The organism is Candidatus Zixiibacteriota bacterium (assembly GCA_016933955.1).
Lineage (GTDB): Bacteria > Zixibacteria > MSB-5A5 > GN15 > PGXB01 > JAFGTT01.
In genome coordinates this window covers 162,797-183,977 of sequence record JAFGTT010000032.1, presented here as the reverse complement: position 1 = coordinate 183,977, position 21,181 = coordinate 162,797, and the positions used below count along the sequence as shown (strand labels likewise).

Sequence of the window (21,181 nt, the reverse complement as noted above, 5' to 3'; positions counted from 1 at the left end):
TATCTGAATTTACTTCGATCGAAAATCACCCCGATTTCTTCTGACCTGGTTGCGGGGGACTCCTGCGGTTAATTTATCATGACCATTTTTATGGTTTTGAAAAAAGCCCCGGCATCAATTCGACAGAAATAAATACCGCCCGGCATCGGTTTCCCTGTCCTATCGGTCCCATCCCAGACGAGTTCATATTTTCCGGCCGTTGATATTCCATCGAATAATGTTACTATTTTCTGCCCGAGAACATTGTAGATCGTTATGGTCACGGCTGATGATCGTGGCAGCGAATACTCCATAGTGGTTCGAGGATTAAATGGATTTGGGTAGTTCTGTGACAATCCGGGGTATTCCGGAATCGAATATGCATCCTCGTCCTCAATCCGTGTCTGGATATCGAATTCGGTCCAGACGATACCATCCCACCGGCCCAGATGACTTCCGGACGTATCCCAGCCTGAGGCGACCAGGCAGTCTTTGTTTTCAGCGAGGTGATATTTGTATAGAAAGTCATCCTGCTGAGGATTATCCCAGAATGGCCGCCATTGTAATTCATCCCACAAGGCGATATTATTTACCTCGAATTCACCGGCCCGGGAGAATTTCCCGGAGGCGACCAGATGATTATCATAAGTCACCATGGAATAAATCCCCCCGATAGATGCGGAGTAAATGCCTTCACCAAGCGGTTCCCAGTTATCGCCGTCCCATGATGCCACCAGGCTTATCGAATCGGTCCCGAGGACATCGAAAAAACCGCCGACAATGAGTTTATTTCCGTAAACATGCATGGTATAGGGGCCGTTTTCACCATGGTAACTCAGGCCGTTCTGCAGGGGAAGCCAATTGGATCCATCCCACCGGGCGATGCCCTGGCACGACTGTCCATCGGCCTCATCGAATATTCCGCAGGCATATAGATCGCCGCCGAAGATTGCCAGATCATAGACCAGCGGATATGAATAAAACACGCCATCGAGATAATTCAATCCTGAGCCGAGTGACAAGAAATCAGCACCATCCCAGGCCAGGACTCCTCTGATGGTTTTTTCATCTATAAATCTGTGAACATTGCCCCCGATAATCAGCATATCTTCATATTCGCATATGGCCTTGACAAGACCATCAACATAAACGTTGTTCCAACCGGTTCCGTCCCATACCGAAAAATAAAACCATCCCCCGGCCACAAGATCGCCATTATAAAAACCAAGTTCTTCCACGCTATAGTCCAGGCCATTCCCTATTGGATTCCACTCAAAACCGTCCCGGACGGCGATATTTTTGGCGGCCATTGTCCCGATAGAATCAAAATCACCACCAATCACCAGATAATCACCGCAGGTAATAATAGAATATATTTCACCCTTTATCTCATTTGCCTCAGGAAATTCAATATCAGGAGTGGCGGAATAGGCGGTCTGGAAAATGATGGCTGTCCAGATGAAATAAATAATTCGGATTATGTTTTGATTCATGGCTCAAGGCTACAGGTTTTCAGGCACAATGGTTATCTGAATCTCCCGATTGATTATCCAGGCGATTCTTAATCGAATTATCTGCCATGTTTATTAAGAACAAACCGGTTCCGGTCCGTTTCTATAAAGATAATTAATCAAATACGTCATATCAAGAATATTAATCGCGCCATTGCCGTCGGCATCGCCGGCCTCAACCATCGCCGGAGGCGGGCCGTCGCGATAGAGGTAGGCTATTAAAAAAGTAACATCGAGAATATTGACCTGATCACTGCCATTAACATCGCCGCATATATACTCGCAGGCGTCTCCGGTTCCGTCCCCATCACTGTCAATCTGGTCCGGGTTTGAATAAGACGGACAATTATCACAGATATCCCCGATTTCATCGCCATCCCGGTCTTGTTGATCAGGATTGCTTATTTCCGGGCAATTGTCGGCCTGGTCATGAATACCGTCGTCATCCCGGTCAACCATTATATCTGCATAAAGACGGTCCCCGATTATTGAATCGACTGTGACCGATATCCCGGTAGGTCCGTAATATCCATCGCTTGAGGGAAAAGTATGCGGTGTGAACGATTTCTGGCCGGGAACATCATCCTTAAAAAGGGCCGACTTACGGGTTTCGTAAGGATACCACCAGCGGGCGCTGTCGGTGACATGGCCTTCCGGATTAAATTCGACCGGGTACTCAGGATTATAGCCGGCATCCATAACCGCCACGGTGTAATGCGAATACAGCGGGGTACCATAATTGAGCCGCCACCAGTTGGTCGGTAGGGAATCATGGACATGGGTAATAAGGAGGCCGCGGTCGAGGGAATCGGCTCCAAAGGCCAGGTATGGCCGGAAGAAGACACTGAAATCGGAATCCAGTTTGTCAAACTTACCACTTGACCGGGGATTCCGATATTCCAGAAGGAAATATTCTCCCTCGGCGGCATCAATCGGAATCATATATAGAGAACTGTCGTCATTCATTTCAATACCTCTGACCGGCAAACCGTGATAACAGGAACCGGTCAGTTCGATCGGGGTGATCCATCCCATGACTTTTTTGCACCACCCGATCAGATGCGGCGGCAGGAATTTTTTAATTGACAGGATCCCGTAACCGCCATGACCCATCAGGCACCAATCCATGACCGGATGGTCGTTGATATCGCCGGGAATCGAGAAATTGGCCGTATCGAGGCGGTTATCGTAATCATATAGGTCGGGTAATCCGATCTGATGAGCCAGTTCATGGGCGGTCACCGAGATGGAATTGAAAATACTCAGGCCGGTGAATTCCAGCGGATTTTCGGGATTGCGAAGCGGGAACGTTTCCGGCGAAGTCGCCCAGTGCATAATCCCCACTCCATCCATCGGTCCAACCCCGTAACCGGGGCCGTAAATGACGGCGTAGGACCAGATATCGTTGTCATCGCCGCTGTCTTCCATACCATTGCCGGCACGGATAATCATAACGGCGTCAACCTGACCATCACCGTTGCCATCGTATTGTGAATAATCAATGACCGGATTCAATTGCCACAGGACGGCCTCGAAATGATTCAGGCCGAACGGTAACAGGTAGGGACCGTAGTCGTACCAGTCGATGACATCGCCGGTGATTTCCAGGTTTCCGTAAGAAACCTCGTGATAATAATCGGCTATCGAGCTGCCGGGAAAGTAATTCCTGGAAAAAAAAAGGCTGTCGAAAGTCTCACGGCTGTATGTACCGAGTCGGTCGGACCATTCCAGAAGAATAACCAGCAGACGCAAGGTGTCGCCGTCGAATCGAAAGGGCATGGTCGAGATTAATCCGGGAGAGAGTTTTGGGAAATCATCACCTAGTTGAATCGGAAACAGGCTGTCCGGCATATCCAGGACCACAGCCGGAGTAATATCTACTTCGGCCGGTTGGGACGGCGATATCGCAATGGCCAGCGCCAGGAATGTTGCCCCGAAGACCGAATACATGATTGCCCTGCCAGGGTTGACAGCCACTTCCATTACGGGGACTGCGGCCGATATTATAGTTGCATAAAATGTGACAGCCGATTAAAAGTCACCATCAGCAACAAATCGTTTACAATTTTTCTGACAACAAGAGAATGACCGGATTTGTGAGTTCAAGCCAGGTTATGACTTTCCGGTGCCTTTATAATACCAAATAAATATAGCTAAAAATGTCTCTGTTGTCAAGGCTATTATGAGAACGGTTTTTCTGCTGTGACGGGGCAAAAAGAAAGGGACAGCCGGCGGCTGTCCCCTGAATGGACAAAGACTTAATCCAATTTCAGCAAACCGGGGCCGGACCACTCTTGTACAGGTAATTGATCAGGTAAGTAGCATCAAGAATATTGATACTGCCGCTGCCATTGGCATCGCCCGATATCTCCGGGTCGGGAGGCGGCCCGCTCTTATACAGGTAATTAATCAGATAGGTCACATCAAGAATATTGACTCCGCCGCTATGGTTGACATCGCCACAGATATAATCGCAGATATCGCCGACATTATCGCCATCGGTGTCGGCCTGATCGGGATTATAATCTACCGGGCAGTTGTCGCAGACATCACCATAGGTGTCGGCATCATTATCGGCCTGATCCGGGTTTGAGACGTTGGGGCAGTTATCGCAGGCATCCCCATATTCATCGTCGTCATTATTGGTCTGATCAGGATTATATTCTTCGGTGCAATTATCGCAGGTATCACCCCGGAAGTCATTATCCGTATCAGCCTGAAGGGGGTTTGGAACATCGGGGCAATTATCGCAGGTATCCCCGAGGCCGTCTTCATCGGTATCGGTCTGGAGGCTGTTGGCCAGGGTGGGGCAGTTATCGACATCACCGCAGATACCATCGCCATCGTAATCGTTGTAAGGATCATTGGGGCAGGCATCGCAGGCATCCCCGAGACCGTCATAGTCGCTGTCAAGCTGATCGGAATTGGCAATTCCCGGGCAATTATCCGGTTTGCAGGTGTTTTCCGGATGACCGGGATCGCCGAAACCGTCACCATCACTATCGGTACAGGCATCGCAGACGTCCAGAATATAGTTACCATCAAGATCAAGGGCCGATCCCGGTTTGAAGGCCAATCCGCCCGGGGCTGGAAGGTCATTGTCGCCGCGAACCATCGAGCGTAAAAAGACCCCGTCAGGATAACGATACTCATAGATCCGGGTTGGCGAGGCAGTCCTGGAGACATAGATATTACCATTGGGTGCCGTAATTAAACCAAAGGGATTGCCGGCACTGGCGGCATAATTGAAAACCCCCAGAAAATCGCCCGTGGAAGCGTCGTATTTCAAAATCTTATGATTGCTGTAGCTGGCAACCAGCAGGACGCCATCATCGGTGAACAACAGACCACGGGGAAAACTCAAATCGCCATTACCGGCCGGGACAAATTCCCCGATAAAAGAACCATCGCTACCCGAAAATTGAAGGATTTTGCTGTTGTTGCTGGCTACATATAAATCGTCATCGGGGCCGAATGCAAGTCCGTACGGTTTACTCAAGGTGCCCGAACCGGGGGTGACAAAGGTGTCGATAAAGGCTCCCGTGGTTCCATCATACCGCAGAACGCAATCATTGGACCAGCTGGTGACAAAGAGGTTACTGTTGGGGCCAAACCGGAGAAACATCGGCATATCCAATCCGCCGCTACCGCCGGTAACAAAAGTCGAGACTATTCCGCTACCGACATCGATTCGAGCGATCAGGTTGGCGCCGGTACTGGTGACATACAGCATACCATCGGGGCCGAAAACGCAATCGGATGCGAAATTGATCTGGCCGCTTCCCAGGAGTTGATAAGGCAGTCCGCTGTTATGGACGTATTCATGAACATAACCGGCACCGTCGGCGACAAAAAGGTCAAACTCTCGATCCATCTCAAGCCAGTCGGTGATATCGTTGCCGTTACAATCCTGGCAGATATCCGGGACCCCGTTGTTATCCCAATCGGTTTTGGTGCTGTCGGCAATTTCCTTGAAATCGGCTATGCCGTTATTATCGCAGTCGGGATCACAAACATCGGGAATGCAGTTGCCATTCTCATCCCTGCTCGGGTGATAATACGTTTCCAGTTCATCCGGCTGGCTGTTGCCGTTACAGTCGTCCTCACACATATCGGGAGTGCCGTTGTAATTGACATCGGCCATGCCCCCGGCGATATCGACATCATCCAGAATGCCGTTGTTATTGCAATCCTCGCATTCATCGGGAATACCATCGCTGTTGACATCCTGACTTACACCGATGGCAATATCGTAGTCATCGTCATAGCCGTTATTGTTGCAGTCGAACCAGTGGCAGCCTCCCCAGACAACCATATCCTCCATAATTCCCTGAATGTCCCGGTGAAATCTCAAATCCACATTTCCGACCCCGCCGGGATGAGTCTGGCAATAACTCATGATTGTCCCGCGGCTGGGGATACCGTTACCGCAGTCATCAATAGTCGGGTCAAACCATTCCGCGTCATGAGTATGTGGAGCCCCGAAATTATGACCCATCTCATGCGCCATGACTTTAATATCCCAGTTGTAAACATCGCATAAGGGAACGGGATACGGGAAACTGCCGGTAATGCAACTAATGATCGAGTAAGAATAATCGCTACAGGTATAAACTCGATAGGCCACGCCGCCGTAATCAAGATCGGTCCGGGCACTGACCATCTGAATAATATGGTAATTTTCCGGATCGAGATTACTCATCCAGTACTGACGGAATCCGGCTATGTCATCGGCGCTGAACGGTTCGCCCCCATCAGGCCAAAGGCGGAGAAACGATACCATCAGCTTAACATCGACATCGCGAATATAGATGTCGCTGACGGCGCCGAGCATCTGGATAATGTAACACTGGGCGGCGGTGATATCGGGAAAGAGGTTGACATAAGTCTGATCACCCTCAAAAGCAACTTCGGCCACATAGGGACCGGCAATGGTGTCGGTATAGAATTTAGCTCCCCGCAAATCCGGCATTTCCAGACCGGGATCGATAACTTTGCAGAATTCCTCGAAATCCGGTGTCCCGCCGGTGGAGGTTGATTGAAACACGGTCAGCCGGGAATCAGCGCTTTTACCCACGTCCCGGGCCGGTTGAGAGATGTAATACAATTCACCGTTACCCATTTCAATATAACCATTACCGGAACCCTGACCGGTGAAAGCCAGATAAACATGGGAATGCGGCTGATCAATCACCTCACCGCGATATATTATCACTTCCGGCCGGGTAAGGGAGGGCTGGTTACCGACAAAAAATTTGGCGTGGGGGGTGATAATAGCGGTTCTTTCCAGTTCCAGAACGACTCTTTTCTCGAAACTCAAGGGGAAGTCCATAAAAATGTTCTTCGGGGCTGTTTCCAGTGTCTGATAGGCGGCACGTGAAAAGGGAATCTTTATCCCCATTTGTTCCGGTCCGGCCGATATGTAATCGAACAGGCGGATGATTCCGTTCGAAGATCCGACCGCCTGCCCTGTCAAAGACAGGAAAAGGACGGCCATTAGAAGAATCAAAAATCTTGATCGCTGAAAGCGCATTATGGAGTAATACATGGTTCCTCCCGACGGTTGGCAGGTAAAAAACAGCCCGTGTTAATAAAGTTTTATAAAGATGCCAAAAATATTAATCTGTGCCATTAACGCTACCGCTTTTTCAAAGAAGGTTTCCAGGCGGAGAAACCGTGAAGCAAACGGCATTGATTATTGCCATTATATTAATAAATATATGAACAAAATACCGTTTTTCCAAGCGAAATATGCAGTTATATCTGTTTGACCGATATGCTTTTATTACCCCTGCCGCAGGTCGGGACGCATCCGGAGTGGCGGGAATATTTTGACCACTCCGGTTGCGGAATGATCGGGGATTATATATATTGAAAATCCAAATCAGGCCGGGAATAATTTGAAATTTATAAACATGGAGTTTATTATGATTAAAAAAGTCGGAATTGTTGGTTGCGGGCAGATGGGTTCCGGGATCGCTCAAATTACCGCTGAGGCCGGTTACGAAGTCATCAGCAATGAAATGAGCGAGGAATTGATCCAGAAGGGTATCCGGAGGATTACCGGTTTTCTTGATCGGGCCATAGAAAAATCAAAAATAAACAAGGAAACCAAGGATAAGGTCCTGGGGATGATCCGGGGAACGACCGAATTTTCGGATTTGAAAGACTGCGATCTGGTAATCGAGGCGGCTACCGAGGATATGGTTACCAAGAAAGAGATATTCGCAGAACTGGATAAGATATGTAAACCGGAAGCCATTTTCGCCTCAAATACGTCGTCTTTGCCGATCGGGGATCTGGCTTCGGTCACCAAACGCCGCGAGTGTTTTGTCGGCCTTCACTTTTTTAACCCGGTTCCGGTGATGAAACTGGTCGAAGTCGTCAGGACTTTGGATACTTCCGGGGAAACCTTCAGAGTTGCCAGAGAATTCGCCGAATCGGTCGGCAAGACGGTGGTCGTGGCCAAAGATTCGCCGGGCTTTATTGTCAATGTTCTTCTGGTCCCGTACCTTCTGGATGCCATGCGCCAGTATGAACGGGGACTGGCCAGCCGGGATGATATCGATAACGGGATGAAGCTCGGATGCGGTCACCCGATGGGGCCTTTGACGCTGAGTGATTTTATCGGTCTGGACACGATGCTGAATATTGCCGATATCATGTTCGCCGAATATAAAGACGATCATTATGCCGCACCGCCGATTTTAAGACGGATGGTTCAGGCGGGTTATCTGGGCAAGAAAACCGGTCGCGGCTTTTACGATTACAGCAAATAGGATTGCGAGGTAAAAAATGGATTACAGGAATATTATTGTTACCAGAGAAGACAATATTGCCGTGATAACCATCAACCGTGAAAAAGCTCTCAATGCCCTCAATGACGAGACCATTGCCGAATTGCAGGATTTCTTCCGTCATTCCTGGACAGATGATTCCCTGGCGGCAGTTATTATCACCGGGGCGGGCAAAGCCTTTATCGCCGGGGCGGATATTTCCGAACTGGCCCGATGCGATGTCAGTGCCGGGGTGAAAAAATCGATGCTGGGTCTGTATCTTATGCAGAGTATCGAAAATTTCCCGCATCCGGTTATCGCGGCGATCAACGGTTTTGCTCTCGGGGGCGGTTGTGAACTGGCCATGGCCTGCGATATTCGCTTGGCCTCGGAAAAAGCAAAATTCGGCCAGCCCGAGGTGAATCTCGGTCTTATCCCGGGATATGGCGGGACCCAGCGGCTGGCCCGACTGGTCGGACGCGGCAAAGCCAAGCAGTTGATTTTCACCGGCGAGATGATCGGCGCCGAAGAAGCCTATCGGATCGGACTGGTTGATGAAATCTATCCTCCCGATGAATTGATGGATAAAGCCAGGGTCATGGCTAAACTGATTGCTTCCAAAGCCCCGGTGGCGATCACGACCGCCAAGGAATGTATCAACCGCGGACTGGATATCAACCTCGGGGCCGGATGTGATTTCGAAAAAACCAGTTTCGGGACTACTTTCGGAACCTCGGATGCCAAAGAGGGGATGGCGGCCTTTCTTGAAAAACGGAAGGCGGAATTCAAGGGAAAATGATTGTATCGTAAAATACTGGAGATTTATCTCCGTTTAATTTGGGGGCGGTTGATTCGTCATCCGCTCTTTTTTTGTCTATCGTATAAACAGGTTGTATTTATCGGCGGATTTCCTTGACAAACGAGGATAGAACGGTATATTTAATTATTAATCGAATAAGGCAATCAAACCGGTCCGGAATTTTAAGACAGTCCAGTTCAATTATTAAACAGCCCGATCCGGAAGTATTTGCGCCCCGGGTACATTTGTAACATTTATTTACCAAGGAGGTAGTCATGAGACTCGCAATTTTAATACTGTCGTTTTTATTGCTGGCGACCGCCCCGGGTTATTCTCAGCAGTTGAACGGTGATGTGAACTGCAGCGGAGGAGTCAATATCCTCGATGTCACCTATACCATCAATTACCTGTATAAAAGCGGTCCGGCTCCCTGTGCCTTTCTGTCCCCGGGGGTATCCTATACCCATATCGATGATATTACGATCGATGTCGGTTACAGCTACAGCACTCTGTGCGGAGTGTCCATAACCGCTCCCGATGACGGTTTTGTCAGCCTGGATTTTTCGCTTTATATCGGCGGTGAGGTTTACTGCCTTCAATATGCCGTCGGAACGATGAGGGATAAAAGCGCCTGGACCGAAATTACGGCTTTCTCGACCAATACCCCGATGTCATGGCACCAGATATTTCCGATCGATTCCGGTTTGAATTACTATACCCTGGCCGTGCGAGGCTGTTTGCGTGACGGCGATGAAGAGAAATCCGATGTCGATTTCTATAATGTTAATTTATCGGCGACCTATTATCCGGACTATCTTGGCCCCAGAAAAGAGTAGTCTGTTTGGCCAAGTGGCCGATCAGATTTCGAATTCGGATTAAATTATCGGCGCCGAATAAAGGGTTGTCCAAATCCAAGGGATCGTCTATTTTTCGGTTATGAGGATCGGTGCCATAATATTCTGGTTACTCGTTTTTTTTGTCACAGGGTCCGGATATCTATTATATGTAACCGATTCAGATCTGGTTCGGGAAATCGAGTCGATAGATAATATATCTCTGGATAATGCCCGGCTGATTAAAATTCGGAACACTGCTTTTAAGTTGCCTTATGCTTCGGTGATGTTTTATAAGGGCGATCTGTACCTGGTTGAGAATGCCGCAAATAATGCTTCGATAGCCTTTTTTACCGGCACGGGGATGATATCATATATCCCGCCCGATGAAATCGAGACTCAACAGATAAAAAGATTCTATGGTAGTGAAACGCTGACCTGGTCGTTTGATCAGGCCTATTTTGCCATGCCGGTTGGAGGAGATATCATCGCCTCATATTGTGAAGAAGGCGTACCGGCTGATCCTTCTTATCAGGTTAAAACCGATTACGAGAGAATAAAAAATATCCCCGATAAGGATTTTCGCTACAACCTGCCGTTTCATCTTCTCAAGGCCGAAAGCGAGGGGCAAAGCGATTACCTGTATGCCGATTTTCTCCGCGATAAATATCACCATACGGTATACGTTCGCGATCCATACGCGCGGGAGCCGGTTTCGCTTTACGAAATAAGCCCCGAATTTAAGACCCCCCAAATGGTATCATCAGTTGCTATCGGTTTGTCTGAAAACGATTTCGGCTATGAAGAATTCGATTTGTACCGCTATGAAATTGATCTTGATATCTCCACTTTCTCCCGTTCGGATATCAGGTGTACGATGTATCTGAGAGTTCTCCGAGACAGCCTGAAGGATATCTCATTATCTCTTGCGCCTGAATATGAAATCGATTCGATTGGCGGCGAGGTGATCGGATATATTAAAGAGAAAGACCGACCGGAGTTGCTCCTGGAATTGGTGGATTATAAATATTTCGGGGATACCGTCAAAATTATGGTCTATTACCGCACCAACCTCTTTTATCATTACCCGGATTACGGGGTGATTCAGGATAACCTGGTCCGGTGGTATCCCTACCATGGTTTTCGTCAGCTATCCGATTACATTGTCAATTACACTATCGACAAGGGGTATGATTTTATTTCGGTGGGTCGGAAGACGGCCGATTCGATCATATCCGACCGGCGGATATTACAATTTCAAAGCGAACGTCCAATTGCCTATGTAACTTTTAACTACGGTTTGTTTGATACGGTTCAAATTCGAGCCGATGCGCCCCCGATAACCCTGTATTTTCTGGAAAGACGGCATAACCCCGGATTGTTCGGGCATCCTGCGGTCAGGCGGGTCGCCGAAGATGTCGGCGGGGCCTTTGACCTGTTCAATCGAATTTATACGCCTTATTCTTTTGACCGTCTGGATGCGGCGGCCATGGCGGTCGAATACGGCCAGGGTTCGCCCGGATTGGTACATTTATCGGAGGCGACTTTTGAAAGAAATCGGAAGGGATTAGATGATAAATTCCGGGCTCATGAAGTGGCTCACCAATGGTGGGGGCACATGGTCAACCCGGCTACCTATCATGATATCTGGTTGTCGGAGGGACTGGCCGAGTTTTCCGCGGCATGGTACGTGATAAATAAACAGAATGACAGTGCCGTGTTTAAAGATATCCTGAAAAGATGGAAAAATGATATTGTCAAAAGCGGTTTATTGAACGGCAAAAGATCTGATGGCTACCGCGCCGGAGCCATCACCCTGGGTGGACGGTTGAGATCGGAAAAATCGCCGGGTGCATATGAGGCGGTGGTTTATTACAAGGCGGCCTATGTTATCAATATGCTGCGATTCGAATTGTATTTGGCCACCGGTGATAATCGGGCGTTTTTTGAGATGCTGTCGGAATTTTGCAAACGATATTCCGGCAGGATGACCTCGACGGCCGACTTTATCGAAAGCATCAGAAATTATCTAGGTGAGCGGGCGGATTTGTTCTTCCGGCAGTGGCTTTTTGACTGGCGAGTTCCCAAAATCGGGCATAGTTATAATAAAACCGACCACGGGGCGGTGGAATTGGTGATTGATGTGTCCGAAAGTGCCGATTATTTCGAGACTCCCTATCCGGTGACTATCAGGTTGGAAGATAATGGCAGGGTGAATCGAGTTTATTGGATTAGACCGGGTGTCAACCGCTTTGTCTTTACTTCAGATGACAAGGCCGGGATCAAGTCAGTGGAATTTAACCCCGATCATGAAATTCTGGAACAATAAGTGATTGCCATTGTGGCCGGAATAGTACAGTTTACACGGGCTAACTTCAAGCTGTTCAATCTATTTTGTTCCGGCCGAAAAAAAATTAAGGGTCTTTTTTTTTGCTCTTTTTTAAGGCGTATAAATTTGTTACAATGACAACGCCCCTGTGGTGAGTGACATTTTGATGAAATGATGATGATATGAAGTTTGCCGGTTTTGTACATTTACATACCCATAGCCAGTATTCCTTGCTTGACGGCGCCTGCAAGCTCGATCCTCTGATCGAACTGGCCCGGGAATATAAAATGCCCGCCCTGGCTGTGACCGATCATGGTAACCTGTTTGGGGCCGCGGAGTTCTATAAAAAAGCTACCAAGTCCGGAATTAAACCGATAATCGGTATTGAAACTTATGTGGCGGGTGGCTCGCGGTTTGATAAAAAACCTTCCAGTAAGTATCCCGACGGTGGATTCCACCTGGTGCTTCTGGCCCGCAACCAGACCGGGTATAAGAATCTGATCAAGCTATCATCGGCCGGTTTTCTTGAGGGGTTTTATCACCGGCCCCGGATTGACAAAGAGCTTCTCCGACAGCATGCCGAGGGATTGATTGCCCTGTCGGCCTGTTTGAAAGGCGAGGTCAACTGGCATCTGCTTCGCGGCGATGCCGAGAAAGCTATCGCCGCCGCGAGGGAACTTCAGGATATTTTCGGTAGTGAGAATTTCTATCTTGAGATTCAAAACCACGGACTGGAAAAAGAAGAACTCCTGCTTCCCATGATAAATACCATCCACCGCGAAACCGGTATTCCTCTGGTGGCGACCAATGATTGCCATTATCTTTACAGGGAGGACTGGGAGGCTCATGATGCCCTGATCTGTATCCAGACCGGCAAGCTGGTATCCGATGAGGACCGGATGCGTTACAATACCGATCAGATATATTTCAAATCGGCGGAGGAAATGTATGAGGTGTTCGCCGATTATCCCGAGGCCTTAGAAAATACCATCAAAATAGCTGAGCGTTGTAATCTCGAGATGGAAATGGGTAAACTGCATTTACCGGCTTTCCCGATCCCGGAAGCGTTTGCCAATCCCGATGATTATCTTCGTCATCTGGCCGAGGATGGATTGCAGGAGCGTTATCCGAAAATTACCGAAGAACTTCGCAAACGTCTTGATTATGAACTGGATATAATCAGGCAGATGGGTTATGCCGGGTATTTTTTAATTGTTAAGGATTTTATCGATTATGCCCGCTCGGTCGATGTCCCGGTTGGCCCGGGACGGGGATCGGCGGCCGGTTCGCTGGTTTCATACTGCCTTAAAATCACCAATATCGATCCGATCAAGTATTCTCTGTTGTTCGAGCGATTCCTGAATCCGGAACGAATTTCTATGCCGGATATCGATATTGATTTCGCCGACCGCGGCCGGGAAAGAATAATCGATTATGTCGTTCGCAAATATCACAAGGAAAATGTCTGCCAGATAATTACTTTCGGCACCATGGCGGCGCGCGGGGTGGTGCGGGATGTCGGTCGGGTGCTGGGCATGCCGTATTCCGAAGTCGATCGTATCGCCAAGATGATTCCGTTCGCAGTCAAGATGACTCTGGATCAGGCTCTGAAAGACAATCCCGATTTGAAAGAGCTCTATGAGCGTGACGTCCGGGTAAAAAAACTGGTGGATTTATCGCGGACGCTGGAAGGTTTGGCCCGCCATGCCTCGACCCATGCCGCCGGTGTGGTTATCGCCCCGTCAAACCTGACCGATTATATCCCTTTGTTCAAGGGGGCCAAGGACGAAATAACGACTCAGTTCGATATGAAGATGACCGAGGAAATCGGTCTTTTGAAGATGGATTTTCTGGGGCTGAGAACCCTGACCGTGATTAAAGACTGCTTGACCATGATCGAGCAGAATCATGAAAGGAAAATCGATATCGACGCCATCGACCTGACCGATAAGAAGGTTTACAAGCTTTTCTCGCGGGGTGATACGATTGGTATTTTCCAATTTGAGTCGAGCGGTATGAGGGATTATCTACGGCGATTGCATCCCGACAACCTGACCGACCTGATTGCCATGAATGCACTTTACCGGCCGGGTCCACTCGATTCGGGCATGATCGACATTTATATCAAGTGCAAGAATGGCGAAAAACAGGTTGCCTACGAGCATCCCAAACTGGAGAAAATTCTGAAAGACACCTATGGTGTAATTGTCTTCCAGGAGCAGGTGCTTCAGATCGCCAATTCCCTGGCGGGATATTCTCTGGGCAAGGCCGATATTTTACGCAAGGCAATGGGCAAGAAGGTGGCCGAGCTTATGGCCGAGCAGAAAAAGGAATTTCTGGCCGGGTGCGAGAGACAGAAGGTCGATTCTAAAATAGCCCAGTCGGTTTTTGACCAGATTGAAACCTTTGCCCGTTACGGGTTCAACAAGGCCCATTCGACCGGTTACGCCTATATCGCTTATCAATGTGGTTATCTGAAGGTGCATTACCCGCTGGAATTTATGGCGGCCAATATGACCTCGGAAATGGATTCGAGTGATCGCATTTATACCCTGATGGAAGAATGCCGACGGATGAATATAACCGTTCTGCCGCCCGATGTGAATGAGTCGGATAAAGGTTTCAGCGTCAGGGATAAAAAGATTCGCTTCGGCCTGCTGGCCGTCAAGAATGTCGGGGAGGGAGCGGTCGAAGCTATTATCGAGGCCCGGCAAAAGGGCGGCCGATTCACCGGTTTCGCCGAATTTATCAGCCGGGTGAACCTGAAAAATCTCAATCGTCGGGTGGTGGAATCACTGGTCGCTGCCGGAGCGCTGGATTCCATCCCGGGCAACCGCGCCCAGAAAACGGAGATTGTCGAACAGATGCTGGAATTCGGCCAGAAAGTTCATGCTTCGGCGCACACCGCCGATCTTTTCGCCTCATCCGGAACCCGGATCGAACGCAAAGAGCCGGAACTGCCCGAGCAACCGGAATGGTCCTTGTCCAAACGTCTGTCGCGGGAGAAAGAAATCCTCGGATTCTATGTGTCGGGACATCCGCTTGACCGCTTTCGCTCGGAACTGACGGCTTTCGGGTCGGCCGATACGGCCAGAATCGGCGAGGTTAAGGATGGCCGCGAGGTTCTGATGGGCGGGATTATTTCCTCGGTCAAACTGATGAATGACAAACGCGGCAACCGGATGGCTTTTGTCACACTCGAGGATTTCAAGGGCACTATCGAGATGATTATCTTCTCCGACTGCTATGAAAAGGGTAAGGAATATATAATCGAGGACGGGATTGTGATGGTCACGGGACGGGTCTCGACTCGCGAGGGACAGGACCCCAAAGTCATTGTCAATGATCTTTTCCCGCTGGATTCGCTCTCGGAGCGTTTTGACTGCCAACTGGTTATCAGGTTGGAAGAAAACACGCCGGAGCGCAAGTTGATTGCCATCCAGAATGCTCTTGATAAAGAGCACGGTAAAACACCGGTCATTCTGGCGGCTCGCCGCAACGGTGATGAATATCTGATCCGATCCCGGAGATTTTCGGTTTCCCCGACCGATAAGTTGATGCTTAAACTCAAAGAACTGGTGGGGGAATCGGCCGTGTTCCTCCAGCCCCCGAAAAAATAAAAAGAAACTTTTTTTGTTCACTTTTTGTTTATATTGAAATGTATTATAAATAATAATATCTGCTGTTTGTCGATAAGGCGGTTTACATGAAAAGACTGATGATGGCGACTATGACTCTGGTGCTGGCCTTTTCCCTGGTTTCGGCCCAGGAGAAAGCCAAGGTCGAAGAGAAAGGCGAAAGGGAAAAAAGCGAAAAAGCAACGGAAATCAAATGGGTCAGATACGATGAAGGTTTAAAGCAGGCCCGGGCCGAAAGCCATCATGTTTTAATAAATTTTACCACCTCCTGGTGCGGCTGGTGCAAGAAGATGAACAAAACAACTTTTATGGAGCCGGAAGTGGTCGATATCATCAGCAAAAAATTTGTGGCTGTTAAGGTCGATGGTGATTCCAAAGAAATTCTTGATGTCGATGGCTATAAAATTGCCGAGCGGGATCTGGCCCGATCCGAGTATCGGGTAACCGGGTATCCGGCTTATTGGTTTTTAAAGCCGAACGGTGAAAAACTGGGGGTTCTGCCGGGGTATCAGGATGCCGACCGGTTTATGGAAGTACTCTTTTATATGAGCGAAAATCTCTACGATAAAATGACGTTTGAAGAATATATGAAAAGCGGCGGGCGGAAAGCCCATGGAAAAAGTTGATACGGAGGATTGATGAAAAAAGATTTTCTTGTGGTTCTTGGCTTTATGTTTCTGGCGGCCATTATGATTTCCTGTTCGTCATCCGATACCAAAACCGGGTCGGGGAATTCGACCGTCGCGGATTTCACCACGACCGATATAGAGGGAAACAGCCATAGTATCAGTGAATTTATAGGCCGCAAGCCGGTTATAATCAATTTCTGGGGAACCTGGTGTCCGCCCTGTAAAAGAGAGATGCCCGATCTTAAAAGAATTTATGACGAATACAAAGGCCGGGGTCTGGAAATTGTCGGGCTGGCGGTCAATGATACTCCCGAGAAGGTTAAGGCTTTTGCCGGGCAGTATGGTACCGATTGGATGATGCTGATGTCGACGAAGGAGGCGATGCTGGCTTTCGGTCTCGGTTCCGCAATACCGGTAACCATATTCTATGACAAAGACGGGAAGGAACAGGGACGATATACCGGGGCGCGGGGCTATGAAGACTTTAAAATTATGGTGGAAAAGATGATCTAATTTTTTCTATAAGATTCTTCGGGGCGGCTTCATTCTTTTAAAGCCGCCTTTTCTATTTTTATTTCATAGTTCACTGAAAATCCGGTAAACCCCGGAGAAGTCATCATTCTCCCAGCCCTTCGAAAATGTCATCCCGAAGATTTCTTTAACCACGGTAGCGGTCAAAAGCGGCCGGTGGAGTTCACGGGCCAAATCCTGGAGATAGTGCAGGTCTTTGTAAATCATGGCCGAGGAGAAATGGTTGCTGAAATCCTCGCGGGATAACTTATCGCGTTTGGCATTGAGAACCATCGAATCCCCGCCGCCTCTGGAAAGGATGTCGAGGATCATGTCTTTTTCCATTCCGGCCGATTCTCCCAGACTAACCGCTTCGGCCAGGACCGCCATGAAAGTCCCCAGGGTGAGATTATTGATTATTTTCATCTTGGAAGCCAGGGCACGCTCTTTTAAATAGAAAAGATTTTTCCCGAATGTCTCTATCAGCGACCGGGCTTTATTATAAGAGGTTTCATCACCGCTGATCAGAACCGTCAGGAGGCCCTTCGAGGCCGGGACAACCGACCCGAGAACCGGCGCTTCAAGATAATTTGCCCCCACGGCGTCCAGAGTATCATAAAACGATCCTACCCAGCCGAAATGGTTGGTGGTCGTATCGACCACGATTTTGCCCGGGGAAGCCCCGGCGGCCAGGCCGGTTTCACCATTTATGATGCTGCAGACGGCAGTACTGTCGGTCAGATTTAGAAAAATCAGATCGGTTTTTGAAATCAGGTCGGCCGGTGATTCGGCGATTGGAACTCTCATTTCTTCGCATTTTTCCCTGGTACGGTTCCAAACTACCAGCTCGACACCTTCCGATTGCATCCTTCGGGCAATGGTTTTACCCAGGGTTCCCAATCCGATAAATCCGACTTTCATTATAAAATTCTCCCTGAATTCGATGTGTTTTCTTGCGGAATTTGCTGTAACAAAATTATTTCTTCGGCGATTTGAATAATAGCCGATATTGGATTGGCCAATGTGGCAACCCGGTCAAGTCAATCATCAGCCGTGCTCCTCTTGGAAAAATAGTGAATCGCGGGATCATGAATATAACCGGCTTTGGTAAAGGCCGCCATCGATGGAGTATTATATTCCTCGATCAGGCAGGCGATGACTTTAATTCCCTGTTCATGCAGGTAATTTTCGACCTCGGCAATCAATTGCCCGGCCAATCCCCGCCCGCGATAATCGGGATCGATAGCCAGACGATTGAGCCAGCCTTTACGTCCGTCGGTAGTGCCGATAATCGAACCGATCAGCCGGGAACCGTCGAACATCCCCAGGATGCAGGTTTCCATGCGTTTGAATTCCCTTTCCATGGCGGTTTTTGAATCGCGCCCGTGAGGGTGATGGGTCAGCCCGCTGTCACTCCAGAGACGGATCAGGATATCATAGTCGGTGGCATCAAGATGGCGAATGAGGTGCTCCATATTTTTCCTCCAGGATGGATTGCAGTCTTTTCAATGATGTTTCGGTGGAAAAAGGTTTGTCGGACCAGTGCTCACAACCGGTGAAGTTGAGGAAGACACCGCGGGCCGGTATGCCGACTTCTTTGGCCGAGCGCATGCCCGAAGCCATGGTCAAAAGGCAGGATATGCCGATAACACCCAGATCGGGTTTGACTTTTTTAATCTTTCCGAGTTGCTCTTCGAGCTCCCGCTTTGAGAAATACCCCTCAATATGATAACGGTCGGCAATCTGCATTATCTGGTTGATCATGCACTTAGGGGTACACCGGGTGCATATTTTTCCGAAACGGGTCTTTTTCTTTTTGCATCGGTCCAGAAGCAGAGACATGCAATCAGGCAAAATCAGGACGGTATCTTTGGCCCGATTGAAAGCTTCACGGTTAGCCTGATCGAAAATCTGAAAATAAAGAGCTTCTATCAAATAGAATGGTTTGGGGGTGATACGGAAAGAGCGGTCGCTCCTTGCCGAATCATCATCGACAGCCCAGCAATAAAAGGAATCGATATTTCGAAATTCATCTGAAAACTGGTCATAGCCATCGTTAATAATCCTGCGGGTAAAACAGTCCAGTTTTTCATAAAAATCATCACCCAGCCGGAAGGTTATGGTCGGTTTTTCATTCATCAAGACAATATACAATGTTCAGCGATGAATTTCCACGGCGGATAGCATAAAAAAACCGGCCGACCCATTGTCAACCGGTTTTATAGCATAGAGAATGACTAACCGTCATAATCTCTTTCGACATCTTTGCCCCAGTTTTTCATCGTTTTTTGGACTTTAAGCCGGTTTTTGGCGTCCCGGGCATACTGGTTGTCGGGATTGAATTCCAGGGCCAGTTCATATTCTTTGTCGGCGTTGCCCAACTCGCCCAGTTTTTCCCAACTGTTGCCGATGGCCAGATGTATTTCGGATTTCACCAGTTTATTATCGGGTGAATATTTGAGACCGACGCCCAGAGCCTCGATAGAGAGTTCATAAGATTTTCTTTTCTGCATGGCCAGGCCAAGGTAATAGTGGGCCTCCCAGTTGCGATGATTGAATTCAATGGCTTTTTCGCATTGCTTCTGAGCCTGTTTGTATTTATCCCGATAATAAAGCTGCTTGGCCTCCCGCAAGGCTTCGTCGGAAGCCTCCAGGCTACTTTTGCTCGGATGAGAATAGGCGGCGTGCTCCTCGCCCGAGGGCTGGGTTTTTATTACGACCATTTTTTTGGAACAACCCATGGCCATCAGAATACTGATCATAACAATAAAAAGGGTAAAAATTCTCATGATATCCTCCGAAACAAAATACGTTGATCTTTCTATTCATCGGCATTTGAGACTATTATCCAACCGGCTGTGCGAAAATAGGACAGGGAAAATCACCTTATTGACAGGCCGCACGGGAATCGATATATTCTCGCCATATGTTACTGGCTCTTGATATCGGTAATTCCAACACCGTCGCAGGTGTCTTCGATGGAAATCGATTACTCGATCATTTTCGGTTGACCTCGAATTTGAAAATGACCGTTGATGAATGCGGTTTTTTCGTCCTGGGACTTCTGGATAAGTTGAAAATCGTTCCGGATCAAATCGATCGGGTGATTATTGCCTCGGTGGTGCCCCGTCTGACCCCGGTTTATCGAAAAATGGCCGGAAAATACCTGAACTGTGAAGCCATTATGGTTTCGGCAGATTTGAAACTACCCATAAAAATCGGTTATGATAATCCGGCCGCGGTCGGGGCCGACCGGATTGCCAATGCCGTGGCTGGTTTTGCCAAATTTGGAGGGCCTATTATAATTGTCGATTATGGAACCACCACGAATTTCGATGTGGTAACCGCCGACGGGGTTTATCTGGGTGGGGCAATCGCTCCCGGACCGGAAACTTCGGCCGAGGAACTGGCCCGGCGGGCCGCCCGGCTGTTTGAGGTGACGATTGAACCTCCGCGAACTGTTATTGGCAGGAATACCGCCGATTCGATCAAATCGGGTCTTTTTTATGGAACCATCGGGCAGGTAGATCGACTGGTGGAACTGATTATCAAAGAGCTGGGCGGAAAAGCTCGGGTTATTGCCACGGGTGGACTGGCGGCGGAATTCTCCGGATATTCGAAATATATCGAATCGACCCACCCGGAATTGACCCTGGAAGGTCTTAAAATTATCGCCGATTCGCCGACATAGGAGACCTATTTCATTGTAATCTATACAGTTATGCGCCCATAAAATTTTTTAAAATTTCTTCGATTTTTCTTGACTTTTCTGCGTAAAAGGATATATTTGACGCCCTGTTAGCACTCAAAATAGATGAGTGCTAAGAGGTAACTAAAACCTTATTTAGTCTTTATGTGAGTTAATAAACATCTATAAAGGAGGATTAGATAATGAATATTAAGCCTCTGGCTGACCGAGTTCTGGTCAAAGCAATTGAGCCGGCTGAGGTCAAAAAAGGCGGTATCATCATTCCGGATACGGCCAAGGAAAAACCCCAGGAGGGAAAAGTGGTGGAAGTCGGCCCGGGAAGAGTCGAAGACGGAAAGAATATTCCGGTAGCGGTTAAAAAAGGCGACCATGTCCTGTATGGCAAGTATTCCGGCACCGAGGTCACGGTTGATGGCGAGGAGTACCTCTTCATCCGCGAGTCCGATATTCTGGCGGTGGTGAGTTAAA

General features: G+C 48.5%; 16 protein-coding genes. 9 read left to right on the top strand and 7 right to left on the bottom strand.

The genetic code is table 11. The features are described 5' to 3' along the window. Positions 1–68: 68 nt before the first annotated feature. The 3 genes from JXQ28_12070 to JXQ28_12060 form a co-directional block, all read right to left on the bottom strand. Positions 69–1,472, bottom strand: coding sequence for a T9SS type A sorting domain-containing protein (locus JXQ28_12070; GenBank protein MBN2278468.1), 1,404 nt, complete (start codon positions 1,470–1,472; stop codon positions 69–71). Between the two features lie 93 nt (positions 1,473–1,565). Then, positions 1,566–2,456, bottom strand: coding sequence for a thrombospondin type 3 repeat-containing protein (locus tag JXQ28_12065; protein ID MBN2278467.1), 891 nt, complete (start codon positions 2,454–2,456; stop codon positions 1,566–1,568). A gap of 1,303 nt (positions 2,457–3,759) precedes the next feature. Next, complete coding sequence (locus tag JXQ28_12060) at positions 3,760–7,038, bottom strand: thrombospondin type 3 repeat-containing protein (protein MBN2278466.1); 3,279 nt, start codon at positions 7,036–7,038, stop codon at positions 3,760–3,762. Between the two features lie 379 nt (positions 7,039–7,417). On the opposite strand from JXQ28_12060, the gene JXQ28_12055 reads away from it, so the two are divergent. The 7 genes from JXQ28_12055 to JXQ28_12025 all read left to right on the top strand — a co-directional run bounded on the left by JXQ28_12055 (position 7,418) and on the right by JXQ28_12025 (position 17,007). Next, entirely contained in the window at positions 7,418–8,269 is an 852-nt protein-coding gene (locus tag JXQ28_12055; protein ID MBN2278465.1) for a 3-hydroxybutyryl-CoA dehydrogenase, read from the top strand. A 16-nt stretch (positions 8,270–8,285) separates the two neighbouring features. Continuing rightward, on the top strand, positions 8,286–9,065 hold the full coding sequence (locus JXQ28_12050; protein ID MBN2278464.1) for an enoyl-CoA hydratase/isomerase family protein: 780 nt from the start codon (positions 8,286–8,288) through the stop codon (positions 9,063–9,065). Positions 9,066–9,340: 275 nt separating this feature from the next. Then, positions 9,341–9,901, top strand: a complete 561-nt coding sequence (locus tag JXQ28_12045) for a hypothetical protein (protein MBN2278463.1) — start codon at positions 9,341–9,343, stop codon at positions 9,899–9,901. 100 nt (positions 9,902–10,001) lie between these two features. Next, entirely contained in the window at positions 10,002–12,227 is a 2,226-nt protein-coding gene (locus JXQ28_12040; protein MBN2278462.1) for a hypothetical protein, read from the top strand. A gap of 182 nt (positions 12,228–12,409) precedes the next feature. Beyond that, the gene (locus tag JXQ28_12035) at positions 12,410–15,847 is read left to right on the top strand and encodes a DNA polymerase III subunit alpha (GenBank protein MBN2278461.1); all 3,438 of its coding nucleotides are present in this window, start codon (positions 12,410–12,412) and stop codon (positions 15,845–15,847) included. An 86-nt stretch (positions 15,848–15,933) separates the two neighbouring features. Next, positions 15,934–16,491 carry a DUF255 domain-containing protein gene (locus tag JXQ28_12030; GenBank protein ID MBN2278460.1) on the top strand — a complete coding sequence of 186 codons (558 nt, stop codon included), beginning with the start codon at positions 15,934–15,936 and terminating at the stop codon, positions 16,489–16,491. A 12-nt stretch (positions 16,492–16,503) separates the two neighbouring features. Further along, positions 16,504–17,007, top strand: coding sequence for a TlpA family protein disulfide reductase (locus JXQ28_12025; protein MBN2278459.1), 504 nt, complete (start codon positions 16,504–16,506; stop codon positions 17,005–17,007). A gap of 63 nt (positions 17,008–17,070) precedes the next feature. Here JXQ28_12025 and JXQ28_12020 read toward each other — a convergent pair whose 3' ends face one another. The 4 genes from JXQ28_12020 to JXQ28_12005 all read right to left on the bottom strand — a co-directional run bounded on the left by JXQ28_12020 (position 17,071) and on the right by JXQ28_12005 (position 19,793). Beyond that, positions 17,071–17,925, bottom strand: coding sequence for an NAD(P)-dependent oxidoreductase (locus JXQ28_12020; protein MBN2278458.1), 855 nt, complete (start codon positions 17,923–17,925; stop codon positions 17,071–17,073). A 119-nt stretch (positions 17,926–18,044) separates the two neighbouring features. Continuing rightward, the gene (locus JXQ28_12015; protein MBN2278457.1) at positions 18,045–18,479 is read right to left on the bottom strand and encodes a GNAT family N-acetyltransferase; all 435 of its coding nucleotides are present in this window, start codon (positions 18,477–18,479) and stop codon (positions 18,045–18,047) included. Next, positions 18,454–19,143: a DUF116 domain-containing protein gene (locus JXQ28_12010; GenBank protein ID MBN2278456.1), complete on the bottom strand. Its 690-nt coding sequence runs from the start codon at positions 19,141–19,143 to the stop codon at positions 18,454–18,456. The genes JXQ28_12015 and JXQ28_12010 overlap by 26 nt, the downstream gene beginning before the upstream one ends. A 98-nt stretch (positions 19,144–19,241) precedes the next feature. Next, on the bottom strand, positions 19,242–19,793 hold the full coding sequence (locus JXQ28_12005; GenBank protein ID MBN2278455.1) for a hypothetical protein: 552 nt from the start codon (positions 19,791–19,793) through the stop codon (positions 19,242–19,244). A gap of 137 nt (positions 19,794–19,930) precedes the next feature. Here JXQ28_12005 and JXQ28_12000 point away from each other — a divergent pair, with 137 nt between their 5' ends. Together JXQ28_12000 and groES are read left to right on the top strand one after the other, a co-directional pair. Then, positions 19,931–20,695 carry a type III pantothenate kinase gene (locus JXQ28_12000; protein MBN2278454.1) on the top strand — a complete coding sequence of 255 codons (765 nt, stop codon included), beginning with the start codon at positions 19,931–19,933 and terminating at the stop codon, positions 20,693–20,695. Between the two features lie 197 nt (positions 20,696–20,892). Further along, positions 20,893–21,180, top strand: coding sequence for a co-chaperone GroES (groES, locus tag JXQ28_11995; protein ID MBN2278453.1), 288 nt, complete (start codon positions 20,893–20,895; stop codon positions 21,178–21,180). Position 21,181: the final 1 nt, after the last annotated feature.

Bases quoted from the DNA above. Each gene is read 5' to 3' on its own strand.
- JXQ28_12070 (MBN2278468.1), bottom strand. From the start codon at position 1,472: ATGAATCAAAACATAATCCGAATTATTTATTTCATCTGGACAGCCATC.
- JXQ28_12065 (MBN2278467.1), bottom strand. From the start codon at position 2,456: ATGAATGACGACAGTTCTCTATATATGATTCCGATTGATGCCGCCGAG.
- JXQ28_12060 (MBN2278466.1), bottom strand. From the start codon at position 7,038: ATGTATTACTCCATAATGCGCTTTCAGCGATCAAGATTTTTGATTCTT.
- JXQ28_12055 (MBN2278465.1), top strand. From the start codon at position 7,418: ATGATTAAAAAAGTCGGAATTGTTGGTTGCGGGCAGATGGGTTCCGGG.
- JXQ28_12050 (MBN2278464.1), top strand. From the start codon at position 8,286: ATGGATTACAGGAATATTATTGTTACCAGAGAAGACAATATTGCCGTG.
- JXQ28_12045 (MBN2278463.1), top strand. From the start codon at position 9,341: ATGAGACTCGCAATTTTAATACTGTCGTTTTTATTGCTGGCGACCGCC.
- JXQ28_12040 (MBN2278462.1), top strand. From the start codon at position 10,002: ATGAGGATCGGTGCCATAATATTCTGGTTACTCGTTTTTTTTGTCACA.
- JXQ28_12035 (MBN2278461.1), top strand. From the start codon at position 12,410: ATGAAGTTTGCCGGTTTTGTACATTTACATACCCATAGCCAGTATTCC.
- JXQ28_12030 (MBN2278460.1), top strand. From the start codon at position 15,934: ATGAAAAGACTGATGATGGCGACTATGACTCTGGTGCTGGCCTTTTCC.
- JXQ28_12025 (MBN2278459.1), top strand. From the start codon at position 16,504: ATGAAAAAAGATTTTCTTGTGGTTCTTGGCTTTATGTTTCTGGCGGCC.
- JXQ28_12020 (MBN2278458.1), bottom strand. From the start codon at position 17,925: ATGAAAGTCGGATTTATCGGATTGGGAACCCTGGGTAAAACCATTGCC.
- JXQ28_12015 (MBN2278457.1), bottom strand. From the start codon at position 18,479: ATGGAGCACCTCATTCGCCATCTTGATGCCACCGACTATGATATCCTG.
- JXQ28_12010 (MBN2278456.1), bottom strand. From the start codon at position 19,143: ATGAATGAAAAACCGACCATAACCTTCCGGCTGGGTGATGATTTTTAT.
- JXQ28_12005 (MBN2278455.1), bottom strand. From the start codon at position 19,793: ATGAGAATTTTTACCCTTTTTATTGTTATGATCAGTATTCTGATGGCC.
- JXQ28_12000 (MBN2278454.1), top strand. From the start codon at position 19,931: ATGTTACTGGCTCTTGATATCGGTAATTCCAACACCGTCGCAGGTGTC.